The following is an 18234-nucleotide window of genomic DNA, read 5'->3' as shown; positions in this document are numbered from 1 at the left end:
GTGCTGGAAGAGTGGCGCCGTGACGAGTTTCGACGAGCGGTTCGCTGCGGCCTCCGACGCCTGCACGGTGTCGGTCCTGCGCGGTCCCCGGCGCACCCCTGCAGCGGCGTTCTCCGCCCTCGCCGCGGCGTGCTCGGACTTCGGCATCACGAAGGCCGACTGGTACGGGGCGGAGGGCGGCGCCGTCGAGCTGCTCGAGGCGCGGGTCGCAGCGCTGCTCGGGAAGCCGGCTGCGGTGTTCCTCCCGACGGGCACGATGGCCCAGCAGGCGGTGCTGCGGGTGTGGTGCGAGCGGCGTGGCTCGTGGCGGGTCGCGCTTCCGGATCTGGCCCATCCCGTCACACACGAGCAGGACGGGCCACGCCTGCTGCACGGCTTCCGGTTCGAGCACCTCACCACCGGCCGCACCGTCGCGACGGCGGCGCACCTCGCGGCCGTCACCGGTGATCTGGGTGCCGCCATGATCGAGCTGCCGCTGCGGGAGGCCGGCTGCATCGCGCCGACCTGGGACGAGCTGCAGGAGCTCTCGACCGCGGCTCGGGAGCGCGGCGTGCCGCTGCACGTCGACGGCGCGCGGCTGTGGGAGGTCGCACCCTTCTACGAGGGACGCGCACTCGCCGATCTCGCCGGGCTCGTCGACAGCGTCTACGTGTCGTTCTACAAGGGCCTCGGCGCGTTCGCGGGAGCCGCCGTCGCCGCGGCCGAGGACGTCGTGGCCGACGTGCGGCGGTGGCGCCGCCGCCAGGGCGGGGAGATGTTCCAGATGACGCCGTACGCGCTCTCCGCGCTGCTGGCGCTGCGCGACGAGCTGCCGCGCATGGGCGAGTGCGTGGCGTGGGCCCGCACCTTCGCCGCTGCGGCGAACGGTCTGCGGGTGCATCCGGAGGTGCCGCAGTCCACCACGTTCGTGCTGTACGCCGACCGCTCCCCCGAGGAGATCAACGACCGGTTGCTCGCGTTCCTGGAGCAGGAACGCGCCAACCTCTGCGCCCGCTGGCGCCCGACCGAGGTGCCCGGCTTCGCCCAGTGCGAGGTCACCGTCACCACGACAGCCCTCGCCCACGACCCGGTGCACGTTGCGGAACTCGTCGCGAAGGTCGCCCTCGGCTGAGAGGACTGCCTCACGGCTCCAGCGCGGCCCCGAGGCGCAGGATGGTCGCCTCGTCGTACCAGCGGGAAACGAGCTGGACGCCGATGGGGAGGCCGCCGGTGCTGACCCCGAACGGCACTGCCAGCGCGGGCAGGCCGGTGAGGTTGAACGGGACGGTGGCCCGCATGATCCCGCGCGCCGGGACGGTCACGTCGCCGACGGGGAACGTCGAGCGGGCGTGGGGCTGCGCGGGGACGGGACACACGGGGCACAGCAGCGCGTCGTAGCGCTCGAAGTACCCGGCGAAGAGGCCGCTGAGCGCGTCCACCTGCTGCAGTGCGTCGACGTAGTCGGCCGTCGACACCTCCGGCGCGGCGAGCGTCCGCCGCACGACGGCGTGCACCTCGGACTCCCGTCCGGCCACCGCCCGGCGGAAGTACGGCACCACCTCCGCGGTGAACAGCACCGAGCTCAGCGCGGTGCCGTCGACGTCCGCCAGCCCGTCCAGCGGGGCGGGCTCGACCACGCAACCCGCGTCGCGGAGCGCGTCCGCCGCGGCCATGACCGCGGCCGACACCTCGCGATCCACCGGGCCGAACGCGGGCTCGCTCGCCCAGCCCACCCGCAGCCCGGTGAGTGCCGCGGGCCCCTTCCCTGTCGGCGGTGCGTGCTGGACGTACCCGTCGACGCCGTCCGGGCCGGCGAGGATCCCGAAGGCGGTGCCGACGTCCCGCACGCTGCGCGCCATCGGGCCGACGTGCCAGTAGCGGCGAGGAACGTCGGGCCAGTGCCCCGTGATCGGGATCCGTCCGCGGGTCGCCTTCAGCGCGACGATGCCGGTGTCGTGCGCGGGTCCGCGCACCGAGATCGCCACGTCGCTGCCCAGCCCCAGTGGCGAGATGCCGGCGGCGATGGCGGCGGACTCGCCGCCGCTGGAGCCCCCGGGGGTGCGGTCGAGGTCCCAGGGGTTGTTCGACCGGCCGACCAGGAGGTTGTCCGTCTCGGTCCAGTAGGAGAACTCCGGCAGGTTGGTCCTGGCGAGCGGGAGGGCGCCGGCCGCCCGCAGCCGGGCCACCGCGGTGGCGTCCGTGGCCGGCACCCGGTCGCGGAACAGGGTCGAACCGCGGGTGGTCACCGTGCCGGCCACGTCCAGCGAGTCCTTGATCGTGAACGGCACGCCGTGGAAGGGTCCGAGCGGCTCGCCCGCCGCCACCGCCCGGTCCGCCACCTCCGCTCCCGCGAGTGCCTGGTCGGCGAGCACCGTCACCACGGCGTTGATCGTCGGATTGACGGCGTCGATGCGGTCCAGGTGCGCCTGGACCACCTCCACCGCCGACGCCTGCCGGGTGGCGATCAGCTCCGCCAGCCCGGTCGCGTCCCGATGCCAGAGCTGGTTCCCGTCCACGACCGCGTCCTCCTCCTGCCGGCGACGGCGCACCGGTCGCACGGCGTCATCGGGGATCACACCACGCCGCCGGAGACACGACAGCACCGCGCAGCCACGTCGGGGCGACCGCAGGGGCAGCCCGGGTCAGCCGAGCGCGACCAGGTCGTCGGCGTGCACGACCTCGCGCCGCTGCTCGACGGGGAGGTCGCGGGAGCGGCGGCCGATCAGCGCCGGCAGCTCGGCCGCGTCGAAGCCGACGACACCGCGGGCGACCACCGCGCCGTCCGGGCCGACGAGGTCGACCACGTCACCGGCCACGAAGTCGCCGGCGACCCCGCGGATCCCGGCGGCGAGCAGCGAGCGGCGGCGCCCGACCACGGCGGCGACCGCTCCGGCGTCCAGCTCCAGCCTGCCCTGCGCGTCCGCGGCGTTGAGCAGCCAGAACCGGCGCGCCCCCATCCGCCGCCCCGACGGGCGGAACGCCGTGCCGATCTTGGGTCCTTCGGCCGCGGTGTCGAGCGCGTCGTCGACGTCGGCGGCCGAGGCGAGCAGCACCGGGATGCCCGCGGCAGCCGCCATCCCGGCAGCGGTGATCTTGGTGGCCATGCCGCCGGTGCCGAGGCTCCGGCTGGCGGGCTTCGCGATGCGCACCACGTCGAGATCCGAGGGCGCGTCGACGTCGGCCAGCAGCTGTGACCCGGCCTTGCGGGGGTCGCCGTCGTAGAGGCCGTCGACGTCGGAGAGCAGCACCAGCGCGTCGGCGCCGACGAGGTGGGCGACGAGCGCGGCGAGCCGGTCGTTGTCGCCGACGCGGATCTCCTCGGTGGCGACCGTGTCGTTCTCGTTGACCACCGGCAGCACGTCGAGCCCGAGCAGCCGCTCCAGGGTGCGCTGGGCATTGCGGTAGTGCGCCCGGCGGATCATGTCGTCGGCCGTGAGCAGCACCTGCCCGACGGTCTGGCCGTAGCGGGTGAACGACGCCTCGTACGCGTGCGCGAGCAGCAGCTGCCCGACGGCAGCCGCGGCCTGCTGCGTGGCCAGGTCGGTGGGTCGCTTCGCCAGGCCCAGCGGGGCCAGGCCGGCCGCGATCGCGCCCGACGACACCAGCACGACCTGGCTGCCGCGGGCGCGACGGCGGGCCAGCGCGTCGACGAGCGCGTCGAGCCGCAGCGGGTCGATCCCACCGTCGAGGCTGGTCAGCGAGGACGATCCGACCTTGACCACGACGCGCCGCGCCGCGGCCAGTGCCCGCCGGGTCGAACTCACTCCCCCGACTCCTCCTGCAGCGCGGCCTTCTGCGCCGCCTCGATGGCCAGCTCGGCGTCGCTGCGGTGGCGCCGCCGCTCCGCCCGGGCCATCTTGCGCGCCGCGGCACCCACGCGGTCGTTCTGCTCCAGCCTGCGGTCGGTGCCGCGGCCGGACATCAGCACCGCGATGCCGGCCGGCGTGGTGGGCTCCCAGTCGAACGTCATCGTGCCGATGGTGACCGGGCAGCCCGGCTGGGCACCCGCCTCCGCCAGCGCGTCCTCCACGCCGAGCCGGGCGAGGCGGTCGGCCAGGTAGCCGACGGCCTCGTCGTTGTCGAAGTTGGTCTGCCGCACCCAGCGCTCGGGACGGGCGCCGCGCACGATCCAGCCGCCGTCCTCCTCGGGGTCCGGCTCGATGGTGAACCCGGCGTCGTCGACGGCGACCGGCCGCACGACCACCCGCGTCGGCTCGACAACGGGCTGTGCTGCACGGAACGCCGCGACCTCGGCGGCCATCGCGAACGACAGCTCGCGCAGCCCGGCCCGGCTCGCCGTCGAGATCGGGAACACCGGCCAGCCGAACCGCTCGACGACGTCGGCGGTGACGATCTCGACGAGCTCCCGCGCGTCCGGCACGTCGATCTTGTTGAGGGCGACCATGCGAGGCCGGCCGGCGAGCTCGCCGCCCAGCGCCGGGGTGTAGCGGGCGAGCTCGTCCTCCAGCGCCTGGATGTCGGAGATCGGGTCGCGGCCGGGTTCGTACGTGGCGCAGTCGACCACGTGCACGAGCACCGAGCAGCGCTCGATGTGGCGCAGGAAGTCCAGGCCCAGACCGCGGCCCTCGGCGGCGCCGGGGATCAGACCGGGCACGTCGGCGACGGTGAACACCTCGTCGCCCGCGGTGACGACGCCCAGCTGCGGCACCAGCGTGGTGAACGGGTAGTCGGCGATCTTCGGCCGTGCCGCGGACAGCGCCGCCACCAGCGACGACTTGCCGGCCGACGGGAACCCGACGAGCCCGACGTCGGCCATGGAGCGCAGCTCCAGCACCAGGTTGCGGCTCTCGCCCGGCTCGCCGAGCAGCGCGAACCCCGGCGCCTTGCGCGCGGCCGAGGCCAGCGCGGCGTTGCCCAGCCCGCCGCGGCCGCCCTCGGCGGCGACGAAGCGGGTGCCGGGCCCGACCAGGTCGGCGATCAGCTCGCCGTCCTCGGTGAACACCACCGTGCCGTCGGGGACGCGCAGCTCCAGGTCCTCGGCGTTGGCGCCGGCCTGGAAGCTGCCCTGGCCCTGCGTGCCGTTCTTGGCGACGGCGTGCGGCCGGTGGTGGAAGTCGAGCAGCGTGTGCACCCCGGGATCGACGACGAGCACGACCGAACCACCGCGGCCGCCGTTGCCCCCGTCGGGGCCGCCGAGCGGCTTGTACTTCTCGCGGTGGACCGATGCGCAGCCGTTGCCGCCGGCACCGGCGGTGGCGTGCACCACCACGCGGTCGACGAACCTGGGCATGCAGTACTCCTGACACGAGCGAACGGCGGGCCACCCTCAGGGGCGACCCGCCGTTCGGCGAAAGCTGATAGCTGGCGCGGGTCTCAGACCTGCGCCGGCACGACGTTCACGACCTTGCGGCCGCGGGCGTAGCCGAACTCGACGGCGCCGTCGGCGAGGGCGAACAGCGTGTCGTCGCCGCCGCGCCCCACGTTGGTGCCGGGGTGGAACTTGGTGCCGCGCTGCCGGACGAGGATCTCGCCGGCGTTGACGACCTGGCCACCGAAGCGCTTGACGCCGAGGCGCTGCGCGTTGGAGTCGCGACCGTTGCGGGAGCTGGACGCACCCTTCTTGTGAGCCATGGTGTCGTCCTCCTACTTCGCGATCCCGGTGACCTGCACCTTGGTCAGCGGCTGACGGTGACCCTGCCGCTTGTGGTACCGGGTCTTGTTCTTGAACTTGTGGATGCGGATCTTGGGGCCCTTGGTGTGCTCCACCACGGTGGCCGTGACCGAGGCGGTCGCGAGCGCGGACGCGTCGGTGGTGACGTCACCGCCGTCGACCAGGAGGACGACGGGCAGGGTCAGCTCGGCCCCGGGCTCGCCGACGAGCTTCTCGACGGTGAGTACGTCGCCCTCGGCGACCTTGTACTGCTTGCCGCCGGTCTTGACGATCGCGTACATCGACGCACTGCTCCTAGCTCGGGGACACGAGGCGCCAGCCCGCGTCCACACATCCTCATGGCTGGCGCGTGCCGCAGATCGGGCATGACCGACCGCGACGCAGGTACTCAGGATACTGCACCGCCGACCCACCCCCAGCGGGTGGGTCGACGGACCTCGCTACTCCTCCCCCACCGGCGGACCGGCGGGCCGCGACGCCGCCCGGCGGGCCCGGCGGGGCCGGGAGGTGACGGTCGGTTCGGGCTGCGCCGGCACGGGCGGAGCCGCTGCTGCCGGCGCGGCCTCGGCCGGCACGGTCACCACGCCGACCGCCGGTGCCTCACCACTCGTCGTGGTGGGCGCGCCTGCGGTGCGGGTGACCCGGCCACGACGGCGCGGGCGCGGTGCCTCCTCCGCCGGGTGCGTGCCGTTGACGGGCTCCGGCGTCGGTTCCACTTCCGCCGCCGCGACTCCGTGTCCGTTGCGCGCCACCGGTTCCGCCGCCACCGGCGCCGGCTCGGGCTTCGGCGCGACGGGCTTCTCCGCGACCGACTCGGTCACCACGGCTGCCTCGACGGACGGCTGCTCCGCAGCAACGGTCTCCGGAACCGGCTTCTCCGCGACGGGCGTGTCGGCGGCCGGCCGCTCGACCCGGCCGCCCTGGTCGGACCGCTGCCCGCCACCGCCGGTGCTCCCGTTCGTGGAGCCGGTACCGCTGCCGTTGCCGCCGCTGCTGCCGTTGGTGGAGCCGTTGCCGCCGCCGGTGCCGCCCTCGTCGCCGCGCCGGCCACGGCCACCGCGGCGGCGCCCGCCGCGGTCGGCGTCGCCCGGCTGGGGCTTCTCGGCGGGCAGCTCGGTGCTGACGATGATGCCGCGGCCCCGGCAGTGCTCGCACGGGGTGGAGAAGTGCTCCAGCAGCCCGCCGCCGACCCGCTTGCGGGTCATCTGCACCAGGCCGAGCGAGGTGACCTCGGCCACCTGGTGGCGGGTGCGGTCGCGGGCCAGGCACTCGGTGAGCCGGCGCAGCACGAGGTCCCGGTTGGCCTCGAGCACCATGTCGATGAAGTCGACGACGATGATGCCGCCGATGTCGCGCAGCCGCAGCTGGCGCACGATCTCCTCGGCCGCCTCGAGGTTGTTGCGGGTGACGGTCTCCTCGAGGTTGCCACCGGAGCCGGTGAACTTGCCCGTGTTGACGTCGATGACCGTCATGGCCTCGGTGCGGTCGATCACCAGGGTGCCGCCCGAGGGCAGCCACACCTTGCGGTCGAGCGCCTTCAACAGCTGCTCGTCGATGCGGTGCGCGGCGAACACGTCGGACGGGCCGGTGTGCCGGTGCAGCCGCTCGACCAGCTCGGGCGCGACGTGGGAGATGTAGCCGGAGACGGTGTCCCAGGCGTCGTCGCCCTCGACGATCAACGAGGTGAAGTCCTCGTTGAACTGGTCGCGCACGACCTTGACGATGAGGTCGGGCTCCTCGTAGAGCAACACGGGCGCCTTGGGCTTGTTGGGGCCGGTGGCCTCCGCCTTGGCCTTGACGACCTCCCACTGCGCCTGCAGGCGGCGGACGTCGCGCTCCAGCGCCTCGTGGCTCACACCCTCCGACGCCGTCCGGATGATCACCCCGGCCTCGCTGGGGACGATCTCCTTGAGCATGTCCTTGAGCCGCTTGCGCTCGACGTCGGGCAGCTTGCGGCTGATGCCCGCGGCGCCCCCGGAGGGCACGTAGACCAGGAAGCGGCCGGCGAGGCTGATCTGCGTGGTCAGGCGCGCGCCCTTGTGCCCGACCGGGTCCTTGGTGACCTGCACGAGCACGCTGTCGCCGCTCTGCAGGGCCTGCTCGATGCGGCGGGCCTTGCCGTTGAGGCCGGCGGCGTCCCAGTCGACCTCGCCGGCGTACAGGACGGCGTTGCGGCCGCGCCCGATGTCGACGAACGCGGCCTCCATGGACGGCAGCACGTTCTGCACGCGGCCGAGGTACACGTTTCCGACCAGCGACTTGCCGTCGCGGCCGGCGCCGGCGACGAAGTGCTCGACGAGGACGTCGTCCTCCAGCACCGCGATCTCGACGCGCTCGCCGTGCTCGCGCACCACCATCGTGCGGTCGACCGACTCGCGGCGGGCCAGGAACTCCGCCTCGGACAGGATCGGGGCGCGCCGCCTGCCGGCGTCGCGGCCGTCGCGGCGGCGCTGGCGCTTCGCCTCCAGGCGCGTCGAGCCGCGCACCGACTGCACGCCGTCGCCCTCGTCGCGGTCCTCGCGGGGCGCGCGGACCTTGGTGACGGTGCCGGGCGGGTCGTCGTCGGACACCTCGTCGGCAGCTCCGCGGCGCCGCCGGCGGCGCCGGCGACGGCGGGACGTGCCCTCGGCCTGCTCGTCGGTGTCGTCACCGTCGTCGGAGTCGGACTCGGCATCCGAGTCGGAGTCGTCGGTGTCGGCGGCCTCGTCGGACTCCTGGTCGGCGTCCTCGCCGTCGGACGACTCGTCGGCGGCCTCGTCACCCCCGCGGCCACGACCACGGCCACGACGGCCGCGGCGGCGGCGCCGGCGGGCACCACCGTCCTCGGACTCGTCGGCACTCTCGTCGGTGCCGTCCTCGGCGGTGTCGTCGTCGGACTCGTCGGCGGCGGGCTCCTCGACCGGCTCGGCGGCTCGCCGCGCGCGGGTGCGCCGGCGACCCACCGGTGCGGCCGGCTCGTCACCGGCCTCGGGCTCCTCGCTCGCCGTCTCGTCGGCAGCCGGCTCCTGGGCGGCGCGGCGGCGGCGCGACACCGGCTCGGGGGCCTGGAACAGCGGCGTCGGCGGGGCGAACACGGGCGCCATGGAGGCAGCGGCCGGGGGCGCCGGCTCTGGCTCGGGCTGTTCGGCCGGCTCGGCCGCGGGGACCAGCGCGACGATCGCCTGCTCGGCCGCCTTGCGGTCGACGCTGGACTGGGCGCTCTTCGCCTCGACGCCGAGGTCGGCGAGCGTGGCGAGCAGCTCGCGGCTCGTGCGACCGATCAGCTTCGCCAGCGCGTGCACCCGGATCCGGTCGGGCAGTTCGTCCAGATCGACGCCGGCGGGTACGGTCGCCGACCCGCCGGTGCCACCGGCGGGCGCATCACTCTTCGACATTCAGCTCCTCCGCCCCCGGGCGCCTCGGTGAAGGCGGCCGCGCAGGGGCCCGTGCAGTTCTCGCTCGTTCGTCTCACTGCGCGCGGTGCGTGCAGCGCAATCCTGGTAGTGCCAGACGGCGTGCCGGATCCGGCAGTGGCGCCGGTGCGCCCGGGACCGCGCCGCAGGTTCAGGCCCGGGTGGTGACCCGGTCGGAGCCCAGCGGATCGGCCAGTTCGCCCCGGTCGTCGAGCAGGCCCTGGGCCAACCGGGTCGCCCTCGCGGGGACCGGTGGCCGCAGACCTGCGACAACGTCGAGAGCGCCCAACACGTCGTCGGGTCGCACGACGGGCGAGCCCTGCCGCACGACCGCCGTCAGTATCGCACAGTCCCGCTCGTCGGAGGTGCTCGCCGAGCCGTCCCGCGCCGTGACGTCGGCCCGGACCAGCGCCGCCCGCACGTCGACGTGCCGTCTGCCCTTGGGTGTGACGCGCTCGACGAGCACCTCGTCGGCGGCGAGCAGCGCGGCGATCGCGGCCTCCAGATCGGCGACCGGCACCCCGTCCAGTTCGATGCGCCACCGGGCGGCGTCGATCCGGTCGGCGAGCGCGACCCCGTCGGTCACGGCGGCGGCGAGCACGTCCAGTCCGTCCGGGAGGGCCGCGTCGAGGGCGGTGGCCAGCTCCCCCGGCTCGACGGGCCGGGTGAGCCCGATCTCCAGGTACTCGGCCTCGCTGGCCGTGCCGGTGGGCGCGGCAGAGCTCCAGGTCAGCCGCGGGTGCGGGCTGAACCCGTGCGAGTAGGAGACGGGGATGGCGGCACGGCGCACCGCCCGCTCCACGCTGCGCGCCACGTCACGGTGGGACAGGAAGCGCAACCGGCCGCGCTTGGCGAACTGCACGCGGACCCGGGCGACGGTGGGCAGGGAGGGGTTGGCCGCCTCCCCGGCGCGGACGCGGGGCATCGGAACAGCCTACGGTGCCCCACCGCGCACCCGACGAGAACGACGTTGCCGCGAGTTTGAATCGATTCAGTCGACGGTAACGTCGTTCTCGACGAGTCAGCCGGCGGAGCTACTCCCCCAGCGTCAGCAGGTCGCCGCCCACCGGGACGAAGCCGGCGCGCCGGTAGAAGCCCGCGCTGCCCGCCGTGGGGGCCAGGAGCAGCCGCCGGTAGTGCCGGGTCCGCGCGTGCTCGATGGCCGCCGCCAGCAGCGCGCCGGGCACCCCGCGGTCGGCGAACGAGGCGAGGACGAACGCGTTGCCGACGTGCCCGATCCGCCCGCCGCGGGCGCCGGGACGCGGCATGTGCACGATCTCGACGACGTTGATCGACCCGACCGCGGTGAACCCGCTGCGCGCCGATCCCGTCTCGGCCACCCAGAACGTGCGGCGCGGTAGCTCGACCCGCCACCACTGGGCGAAGGCCGCCTCGAAGCCCGGGTCGTCGACGGCGGTGCCGGTGCGTTCCTCCAGCCAGGCGCGGCGCAGCGCGGCGATCGCCGGCATGTCCCGCTCGTCGGCGACCCGCACGCTCACCCCGTCGGCATCAGCCACCCCCGCCGGGCCCCTTCACCACGGTGAGCGGCAGCAGGGTGGTGCCGCTGGGGCCGACCTGGATGTCGGTGCCGGTGGACGGGCACACCCCGCAGTCGAAGCACGGCGTCCAGCGGCAGTCGTCCTGCTCGCGGCCGGCGAGCGCATCCTGCCAGTCGTCCCACAGCCAGTCGCGCTCCAGGCCGGAGTCGAGGTGGTCCCACGGCAGGATCTCCTCGCGGGTGCGCTCCCTCGTGGTGAACCAGTCGAGGGAGACGCCCAGCGGCTCCAGCTCGGCCGCCGAGGCGTCGACCCAGCGCGGGTAGGAGAAGTGCTCGCTCCACCCGTCGAAGCGGCCACCCTCGCGCCACACCCGCTCGATGACGCGCCCGACCCGGCGGTCGCCGCGCGCCAGCAGGCCCTCGATCAGCGACGGCTCGCCGTCGTGGTAGCGCATGCCCACGTTGCGCCCCAGCTTGGACGCGTTGACGGCCGCCCGCAGCTTGCGCAGCCGCTCGTCGACGACGGTGGGGTGCGCCTGCGCCGCCCACTGGAACGGGGTGTGCGGCTTAGGCACGAAACCGCCGATGGAGATGGTGCAGCGCACGTCGTTGTGCCCGGCGGCGGCCCGGCCGGCGCGGATGACGTTGTGCGCCATGTCCGCGATCTGGACGACGTCGGCGTCCTCCTCGGTGGGCAGGCCGCACATGAAGTACAGCTTCACCTGCCGCCACCCCTGGCCGAACGCCTCGGAGACGGTGCGGATGAGGTCCTCCTCCGACACCATCTTGTTGATCACCCGGCGGATCCGCTCCGACCCGCCCTCCGGCGCGAACGTGAGCCCGGAGCGGCGGCCGTTGCGGCTGATCTCGTTCGCCAGGTCGATGTTGAACGCGTCGACGCGGGTGGACGGCAGGCTCAGCGACGTGTTCGTGCCCTCGTAGGCGTCGGCGAGACCCTTGGTGATCTCGGCGATCTCCGAGTGGTCGGCGCTCGACAGCGACAGCAGGCCGACCTCGTCGAACCCGGAGTTGCGCACGGCCGCGTCGACCATCTCGCCGATGCCCTGCAGGCTGCGCTCCCGCACCGGCCGGGTGATCATCCCGGCCTGGCAGAAGCGGCAGCCGCGGGTGCAGCCCCGGAAGATCTCGACGCTGGCCCGCTCGTGGACGGTCTCGGCGAGCGGCACCAGGGGCGCCTTCGGGTACGGCCAGTCGTCAAGGTCGATCGTGGTGCGCTTGGTGACGGTGGCCGGCACCCGCTCGTCGGTCGGCGTGACGGACGCGATCGCGCCGTCGGCGCCGTACGACACGGCGTAGAGGCTGGGCACGTAGCAGCCGTCGGTGGCGGCCAGCCGCAGCAGCAGCTCGCGGCGCCCGCCGGGGCGGCCCTCGCCCTTCCAGGCGGCCACGACGTCGGAGATGTCGCCGACGACCTCCTCGCCGTCACCCAGGGCCGCGACGTCGACGAAGTCCGCGATCGGCTCCGGGTTGAACGCCGCGTGCCCACCGGCCACGACGATCGGGTGCTCGTCCCCGCGGTCGACGGCGTGCAGAGGGATGCCGGCGAGGTCCAGCGCGGTGAGCAGGTTCGTGTAGCCCAGCTCGGTGGAGAAGCTGACCCCGATGAGGTCGAACGCGCCCAGCGGCCGGTGCGCGTCGACGGTGAACGCCGGCACGCCGTGCTCGCGCATCAGCGCCTCGAGGTCGGGCCACACCGCGTAGCAGCGCTCCGCGAGCGCGTCCGGGCGCTCGTTGAGGATCTCGTAGAGGATCTGGATGCCCTGGTTGGGCAGGCCGACCTCGTACGCGTCGGGGTACATGAGCGCCCAGCGCACGGTGGCGGCGTGCCAGTCCTTCTGCTGCGCGTTCAGCTCACCGCCGACGTACTGCACGGGTTTGGCGACGCGGGGCAGCAACGGCTCGAGCGCGGCGAAGACGGACGGAGCGGGCATCACGCTGCACCAGGGTAGACGCGGGACCCCTCCCGCACCCGTCCGCCCACGACGGCGCCGGATCGGTGGCATTGACCAGTTGCAGCAAAGCCACTTTCATGCAGGGATCCTGCGTGGAAGTGGCTCTGCCACTCCGGCGCCCCACCCCGCGGAGGGCCTTCGCATGGCGGCACGCCTGGACTCCGCCGTCCGCGCGGCGGCGGCCGGCCTGGGCGCGTGCGGTGCGGCCGCGCTGGCGCTGCCGTGGTGGACGGCGCCGCCGCCGGTGCTGCTGGTGCCGGGCGTCCCGGTGCAGGCCGCTGAGGTCCGGCGCGGCGCGGAGGTCGTCGGGCTGCCCGGTTCGGTGCTGCTGGCGGTGCTCGCGGTCGCCGCCGTCGGTGCGGTCGCGTTCGCGCCGAGCCGCGTCGCCCGGCCGGTGCTGGCGGCAGCCGGGGCGGGTGTCGCGGCCACCGGCATCGCGGTGCTGGTCGGCTGGGGCGTGACGGGCGCGCCCGGGGCATGGCTGGCCGCTGCCGCCGGGCTGCTGGCGCTGGCCGGGGCCGCCGGCCGCCCGGTCCTGCCCTGGCTCGCCGCGGCGGCGGTCGCCGCGACCGCCCTTGCCGTCGTGACGGCCGACCCGGCCGCCCAGCACGACGGGCCGTGGATCCGGCTCGCCGCCGGGACGGGGCGACCGGTCCTCGTCGGCGGCGCGACGGCGATCGCGTCCGACACCGCCGTCGTCGTTCTCGATGCGCACGGCCACACCCGCGACCTGGCCCGCCCGGACGTGCCCGGCGAGATCCTCGGGCTCGCCGGCGACCGGGTGGCCCGCCGGATCGCGGCCGACCGCCTGCGGGTGACGAGCCTGCGCGCCGCCGACCCCGTCGACCTCGAGATCTACGCGATCGCCGCGGTGGGTCCGGTCGGACCGGACGGGACGCTCTGGCTGCGCGCCGACGGCGACCCGCCGGGCGCGGTGCGGGTGTTCGACCCGGGCGTCTACCAGGGACGGCAGCGCCTGGCCGCCACGTACCTGCCGGTGCTGTCGATCGGGTTCCCGCCCGGCACGGTGCCGGTGGACCCGGCGCGGTCGGTCCCGCTCGCCGATGGCGGGCTGCGGATCGTCGACCGCGACGGCGGCCCGCGGCTGGAGCGCATCCAGCCCACCCCGGCCGCCGCCACCGTGGACGTGCTGGCCGGCGGCAGCGACCCCGCCTGCGGGCTGACGGGCGCGGCGCGCGACGCCTACCTCGCCGGCGCGACCACGCCGCCCGCCCCGGCACCGGACGGCGGCATCTGGCTCGCCACCGCGGACCGCCTGGTCCGCGTCGATCCCGCCGGCACCATGCGGGCGACCGCTCCCCCACCCGGCCCGGTCACCGCGATGATCGCGACCCCCGCCGGCGACGTCGACGTGATCGTGGCGGGTGAGCGCGCCGGCCTGTGGCGGCTCCCGACGGCCGCGACGACGCTGGTCGACCTGCCGCCGACGCCGGCCTGCACGCCGCACCCGCCGCGCGCCGGCCCGCCCGTGGCGTTCGTGCCGGTGGGTGCCACCGGTCCCGAGGTGGGGACCGCGCTCGCCGTCACCGGGCGCTGGGCGAGCCAGGCCCACGGCGACCTCGCCGGCGTCTCCGGCGCGACCCGCGTCCCGCTGGGGCGGCGGGACGGCCCGCTCCCGGTCCCGGTGGTGCCGGACGGCAGCGGCGGCGTGTGGTGGACGGAGCGCGCAGGCCGCGGTCACGTGGTCGCCGTCCACGCGCGCCCCGGCGCAGCCACCGAACGGTTCCCCGCGGTCGCCGCCCCGGACGACGCCGCGCCCGTGCCCGACCTCGGCGGGCGCGCACCCCTGCTCGCCTCGACCACCGGGCTCGCCGCCGCGGCGCCCGGAGCGGCCGTCCCGCCGGTGACCGGACCGGTGACGGGCGGTGTGGTGCGGGCCGACGGGCGCGGCTGGTTCCTCGCCGACGGCCGGCTCGTCGCCACCGCCGGGTCCGCCGTGCTCGGCACCCTCGTCGACGCGGGAGACCGGCGCTCCGAACCCGCACCGGCCGCCGTCCAGCTGGCCCGCGGCGTCCCGCCCGCACAGCTCGCGCTCACCGGGGCGCACCTCGCGCTCGACGCGTCCGGCCGGCCCGTCGTCGTCTGCTCGGACGGGGTGGTGCTGCGCGCCGACCCCGTCACCGGCGCCGTCACCGCCATCGCGCAGGACCCGCTGCTGGTGGCGCCGACGACCGTCGAGGGCGGCATCGTGCAGAACACCGACGGCACGCTGCAGCGCGTCGACCTGCCCGACTAGCTCAGTTCCGGTGCACGGCGGCGAACGGGTCGCCGAACCGCCGCGCCTCCAGCCCGGCGATCACCTCGGCGATGCCGTCGGGCACCGTCGAGGTGGTGGTGAAGCCGAGCACCTCGGCGATCTTCTCGAACGAGACCTTGTAGTCGCGCGGGTCCTCGTTGCGGGCCACGTACGACACCGACGCGTCCGGCACCGCCTTCGCCACCGCCTCGACGATGTCGAGCTTGCGGTAGTTCTCGTCGGTGCGTCCGACGTTGAACACCTGCCCGCCGACGACGCCGACCGGCTGGTCGAGCACCGCGCGCACGGCCCGGCCCGCGTCCCGGACGTGCACGTACGGGCGCCAGAACTGCTCGCCGAACACCTCGAGGTGACGGCCGGCCCACAGGTCGCGGGTGAACTCGTTGACCGTGAGGTCGAACCGCATGCGCGGAGCGACCCCGTAGATCGTGGCGAACCGCAGGCACGTCGCCGTCATGCCGTGCGCGCCGGCGAGCAGCAGCTGTTCGACGCCCACCTTCTGCTCCGCGTACAGCGAGACGGGGGCGAGCTCGCCGTCCTCCGTGATCGGCACCGTCGGGTCGGCCATCCGCCCGTAGTTCGAGCAGGTGGACGCGAACACGAACCGCGCCACCCCGGCGGCCGCCGCATCGGCGATCAGCGCCCTGCTGCCCTCGACGTTGACGTCGTGCGAATGCTGCGGATCGCGAGCGCAGGCCGGGTCGCCGACGATGGCGGCCAGGTGCACCACCGCGTCCACGCCGTCGAGCGCAGCCGCCCGTGCAGCCGGATCGCGCACGTCGCCAACCTGCAGCTCGACGCCGCTCGCGACCAGCTCGTCGGCCAGGCCGCGCTGCCCGTGCAGCAACGAGTCGAGCACGCGCACCCGGCGCCCGGACTCCACCAGCTGCGCGCAGGTGCCGATGCCGATGTAGCCGGCCCCGCCCGTGACCAGGACGGTCATGCGCCCTGCTCCACCCTGAGCCGGTCGAGCTGAGCCGGGATCGACGCCGGCCCGATCAGTTGCGGTTCGGGAAGCAGCCGGTGGCGCATGCGTTCGAACTCCTCCATCGCGCGCTCGTAGTCGTCGTGGCGGCCGATGTCGAGCCAGTACGCGTCGGAGCGCCACGCGCGCACGGTCTCGCCGGAGCGGATCAGCCGCAGGATCAGCTCGGGGAAGTCCAGGCGCTCACCCGGCACGATCTGGTCGACGGCCCGCGGGCTGAAGCAGTACACGCCCATCGACGCCTCGTAGCGGATCGCCGGCTTCTCGACGTAGTCGGTGATCCGGGTGCCGTCGTCGGCGTCCGCGAAGTGCAGCACGCCGAGGGAGACCTGAACCTCCTGCGCCCGCGCCGCGATCGTCGCGGCGGCACCGCTGTCGACGTGGTCGTCGAGCAGCTCGGAGTAGTCGAGATCGGTGAGCACGTCACCGTTCATGACGAGGAACGGCTCCTCCAGCCCTTCCATCATGGCGAGCGCGCCGACCGTGCCGAGCGCCTCCCGTTCCCGGAAGTAGTCGATCTTCAAGTCGAACGCCGACCCGTCGCCGAAGAACGCCTCGATCAGCTGGGCCAGGTGCCCGGTCGCGATCGACACGTGCTCGAACCCGTGCTCGCGCAGCTGGCGCAGCACGATCTCCAGTATCGGCTGCTCGCCCACGGGGAGCAGCGGCTTCGGGATCACGGCCGTGTAGGGCCGCAGGCGGGTGCCCAGGCCTCCGGCCAGCACCACGGCGCGCCGACCGCTCACCCGTGCTCTCCAGATGTCGCTGTGCCGTTGTCGGCTGCGGCGCCCATCGGTCTCCCGCCGTCACGGGCGCAGCTCTCCCCGGGAAGCCACGCGAAGATCGTCACCAAGTCGGCGTCATCGCCGGTCCGTCACGCTGGGGTGCGACGGAATGCCCGGATCGTAGGGCAGCCTCAGTGGTAGATCCAGAACTCCGGATGCTGCCTGTGTGACCACTCCGGCGAACGGTCACCCGACCGCGGTCACCGGGCAAACCCTGAATGAACGGCGCTCAACCGAATGCCGCACGGGTCCGATCTGCGGACGAGGCGAGGCGACGGACGGCCGCCGCGAGGACGCCGGCGACGACCACGACAACAGCCACCGCAACCGACATCGGCGGTCCGTTCAGGACGATCGCGACGAGCGCCCAGACGACGGCCGCCGCGTACCCGACGACGGCGGTGCCGTTCAGGATCGCCCACGAGACGACGGTCGCCACCGCGACCAGGACGATCACGGCGGCCACCGACGCGATCGCCGTGGCGCCGGGCAGCCCGATCCAGACCCCGGTGGCCGCGGTGCCCATGACGATCGCGATCGACACCCAGCCCGTGTACACCGCCACCGGCGCGCGGAACGCGAACCGCTCCGGCGTGCTGGTGGCCGGCTCCCGGCTGAGCCGGCCGAACACCAGCGCGAGGCTGACCAGCAGGCCGATCAGCATCAGCTCGGCGAGCGGAACGAGCCCCGCCGTCCACGCCCACGTCCACCCCAGGTTGCACACGGCGGAGAAGGCGAGCCACCACCCGGTGCGGCGGTGCAGGTCGCGGTGGCGCTGGCGCGGGAAGCACTGGTAGCCGGCGTAGGCGAGGAATCCGACGTAGATCGGGATCCAGATGTCGAACGCCCACGAAGCGGCCAGCAGCGGGGTCGGGTGGGCGAGCGCGACCTCGCCGATGCGCGTGCCCAGCCCCCCGTTCGCCCCGGCCGCGCCGACCGCGACCTGGGCGATTCCCAGCACGACCACCAGCGCGATGCGCGCCTGGTCAAGGCGGATCGAACGCGGCGACGTGACCGTCATGCACACATCATCGACCCGGACCGGTGCACCCGGCCACCCTGGCGCGGTTTCACTTCGGCTGCGGTCGCGTTGCCGTTCACCCGGCGGCGTCGACGACGAGTGCCGCAGCGCGGCGTCGCCATCGGCCGGCCCGACCTGCCGGCTCAGGCCGGCACGAGCCGAGCCGCGGCGAACGACACGGAGAACCGGTCGCACCAGATCGTCACGCTGCCCAGCGCCAACAGATCGACGTCGGCCGGGACGGCGTAGTTGGAGCTGCCGATGTTGCCCTTGAGGTCGCCGAGATCGACGTGGCGGCCGTCGTCGAACACGAACCAGCCGTCGCGACCCGGCAGCACCGGCTGGTCGGAGAGCCACACCTTGAGCTTCGGACCGTTGCTGGTGCGCAGGTCCTGCAGGCGCAGCACCCGCGAGCCGTCGGAAAGTGCGAGCACCTCGACGGTGCCGCTGCTCGCGTGCTCGTGGGCGACCAGCTCGCCGCGCGCGAGGACGGCGGGCGCTGCACTCGCGGCGACGGGCGGCGCGGGAGCCGCCTCGTCGACGCGCTGGTCGACCACCAGCTTCCACGGCTCGAAGACGAGCAGGGCGACGACGGCCAGCACCGCCGCCACCACGAGACCACTCATGACGACGGGGCGCCGCAGCAGGGACCGCATGCGTCCAGCATGGCGGCGAGCGGTACGTCCGGTTC

Annotated in this window: 15 protein-coding genes; 2 read left to right on the top strand and 13 right to left on the bottom strand. The window is 74.5% G+C overall.

Features of this window, described 5'->3' with window-relative positions:
• Positions 1-19: 19 nt before the first annotated feature.
• Positions 20-1111, top strand: a complete 1092-nt coding sequence (locus tag ACQEVB_RS33210; RefSeq protein ID WP_432981063.1) for a threonine aldolase family protein — start codon at positions 20-22, stop codon at positions 1109-1111.
• Between the two features lie 10 nt (positions 1112-1121).
• Here the strand turns inward: ACQEVB_RS33210 and ACQEVB_RS33205 are convergent, their stop codons facing one another.
• From ACQEVB_RS33205 to ACQEVB_RS33165, 9 genes are all read right to left on the bottom strand, one after another.
• The gene (locus tag ACQEVB_RS33205) at positions 1122-2495 is read right to left on the bottom strand and encodes an amidase (RefSeq protein ID WP_432981060.1); all 1374 of its coding nucleotides are present in this window, start codon (positions 2493-2495) and stop codon (positions 1122-1124) included.
• Positions 2496-2621: 126 nt separating this feature from the next.
• Entirely contained in the window at positions 2622-3743 is a 1122-nt protein-coding gene (proB, locus tag ACQEVB_RS33200; protein WP_432981057.1) for a glutamate 5-kinase, read from the bottom strand.
• Positions 3740-5230: a GTPase ObgE gene (gene obgE / locus ACQEVB_RS33195; RefSeq protein ID WP_432981054.1), complete on the bottom strand. Its 1491-nt coding sequence runs from the start codon at positions 5228-5230 to the stop codon at positions 3740-3742. The genes proB and obgE overlap by 4 nt, the downstream gene beginning before the upstream one ends.
• 83 nt (positions 5231-5313) lie before the next feature.
• Positions 5314-5571, bottom strand: coding sequence for a 50S ribosomal protein L27 (rpmA, locus tag ACQEVB_RS33190; protein ID WP_432981051.1), 258 nt, complete (start codon positions 5569-5571; stop codon positions 5314-5316).
• Positions 5572-5583: 12 nt separating this feature from the next.
• Positions 5584-5892, bottom strand: coding sequence for a 50S ribosomal protein L21 (gene rplU / locus ACQEVB_RS33185; RefSeq protein WP_432981048.1), 309 nt, complete (start codon positions 5890-5892; stop codon positions 5584-5586).
• A gap of 159 nt (positions 5893-6051) precedes the next feature.
• On the bottom strand, positions 6052-8985 hold the full coding sequence (locus tag ACQEVB_RS33180; RefSeq protein ID WP_432981045.1) for a translation initiation factor IF-2 N-terminal domain-containing protein: 2934 nt from the start codon (positions 8983-8985) through the stop codon (positions 6052-6054).
• Between the two features lie 169 nt (positions 8986-9154).
• Positions 9155-9928, bottom strand: coding sequence for a TIGR03936 family radical SAM-associated protein (locus ACQEVB_RS33175; RefSeq protein WP_432981043.1), 774 nt, complete (start codon positions 9926-9928; stop codon positions 9155-9157).
• Positions 9929-10037: 109 nt separating this feature from the next.
• On the bottom strand, positions 10038-10520 hold the full coding sequence (locus tag ACQEVB_RS33170; protein WP_432981040.1) for an N-acetyltransferase family protein: 483 nt from the start codon (positions 10518-10520) through the stop codon (positions 10038-10040).
• The gene (locus tag ACQEVB_RS33165) at positions 10513-12453 is read right to left on the bottom strand and encodes a TIGR03960 family B12-binding radical SAM protein (RefSeq protein WP_432981037.1); all 1941 of its coding nucleotides are present in this window, start codon (positions 12451-12453) and stop codon (positions 10513-10515) included. Before ACQEVB_RS33165 ends, ACQEVB_RS33170 begins: the two co-directional genes overlap by 8 nt.
• Positions 12454-12616: 163 nt before the next feature.
• Between ACQEVB_RS33165 and ACQEVB_RS33160 the strand changes: the two genes are divergently transcribed.
• Complete coding sequence (locus tag ACQEVB_RS33160; RefSeq protein ID WP_432981034.1) at positions 12617-14731, top strand: hypothetical protein; 2115 nt, start codon at positions 12617-12619, stop codon at positions 14729-14731.
• A 1-nt stretch (position 14732) separates the two neighbouring features.
• Here the strand turns inward: ACQEVB_RS33160 and ACQEVB_RS33155 are convergent, their stop codons facing one another.
• The 4 genes from ACQEVB_RS33155 to ACQEVB_RS33140 form a co-directional block, all read right to left on the bottom strand.
• Positions 14733-15695: an NAD-dependent epimerase/dehydratase family protein gene (locus ACQEVB_RS33155; RefSeq protein WP_432981031.1), complete on the bottom strand. Its 963-nt coding sequence runs from the start codon at positions 15693-15695 to the stop codon at positions 14733-14735.
• Positions 15692-16483, bottom strand: a complete 792-nt coding sequence (locus tag ACQEVB_RS33150; protein WP_432981028.1) for a sugar phosphate nucleotidyltransferase — start codon at positions 16481-16483, stop codon at positions 15692-15694. Before ACQEVB_RS33150 ends, ACQEVB_RS33155 begins: the two co-directional genes overlap by 4 nt.
• A 268-nt stretch (positions 16484-16751) precedes the next feature.
• Positions 16752-17543, bottom strand: a complete 792-nt coding sequence (locus tag ACQEVB_RS33145; protein WP_432981025.1) for a hypothetical protein — start codon at positions 17541-17543, stop codon at positions 16752-16754.
• Between the two features lie 143 nt (positions 17544-17686).
• Positions 17687-18199, bottom strand: coding sequence for a DM13 domain-containing protein (locus tag ACQEVB_RS33140; protein WP_432981022.1), 513 nt, complete (start codon positions 18197-18199; stop codon positions 17687-17689).
• Between the last annotated feature and the right edge of the window lie 35 nt (positions 18200-18234).

The organism is Pseudonocardia sp. CA-107938, from assembly GCF_050936315.1.
Taxonomy (GTDB): Bacteria; Actinomycetota; Actinomycetes; order Mycobacteriales; family Pseudonocardiaceae; genus Pseudonocardia.
Note: the sequence above shows the minus strand (reverse complement) of the source record. Positions and strands in the feature narration are given on the sequence as shown.

Coding starts and splice junctions, on each gene's coding strand:
- obgE (WP_432981054.1), bottom strand. CDS start 5,230: ATGCCCAGGTTCGTCGACCGCGTGGTGGTGCACGCCACCGCCGGTGCC.
- rpmA (WP_432981051.1), bottom strand. CDS start 5,571: ATGGCTCACAAGAAGGGTGCGTCCAGCTCCCGCAACGGTCGCGACTCC.
- rplU (WP_432981048.1), bottom strand. CDS start 5,892: ATGTACGCGATCGTCAAGACCGGCGGCAAGCAGTACAAGGTCGCCGAG.
- ACQEVB_RS33180 (WP_432981045.1), bottom strand. CDS start 8,985: ATGTCGAAGAGTGATGCGCCCGCCGGTGGCACCGGCGGGTCGGCGACC.
- ACQEVB_RS33175 (WP_432981043.1), bottom strand. CDS start 9,928: ATGCCCCGCGTCCGCGCCGGGGAGGCGGCCAACCCCTCCCTGCCCACC.
- ACQEVB_RS33165 (WP_432981037.1), bottom strand. CDS start 12,453: ATGCCCGCTCCGTCCGTCTTCGCCGCGCTCGAGCCGTTGCTGCCCCGC.
- ACQEVB_RS33160 (WP_432981034.1), top strand. CDS start 12,617: ATGGCGGCACGCCTGGACTCCGCCGTCCGCGCGGCGGCGGCCGGCCTG.
- ACQEVB_RS33155 (WP_432981031.1), bottom strand. CDS start 15,695: ATGACCGTCCTGGTCACGGGCGGGGCCGGCTACATCGGCATCGGCACC.
- ACQEVB_RS33145 (WP_432981025.1), bottom strand. CDS start 17,543: ATGACGGTCACGTCGCCGCGTTCGATCCGCCTTGACCAGGCGCGCATC.
- ACQEVB_RS33140 (WP_432981022.1), bottom strand. CDS start 18,199: ATGCGGTCCCTGCTGCGGCGCCCCGTCGTCATGAGTGGTCTCGTGGTG.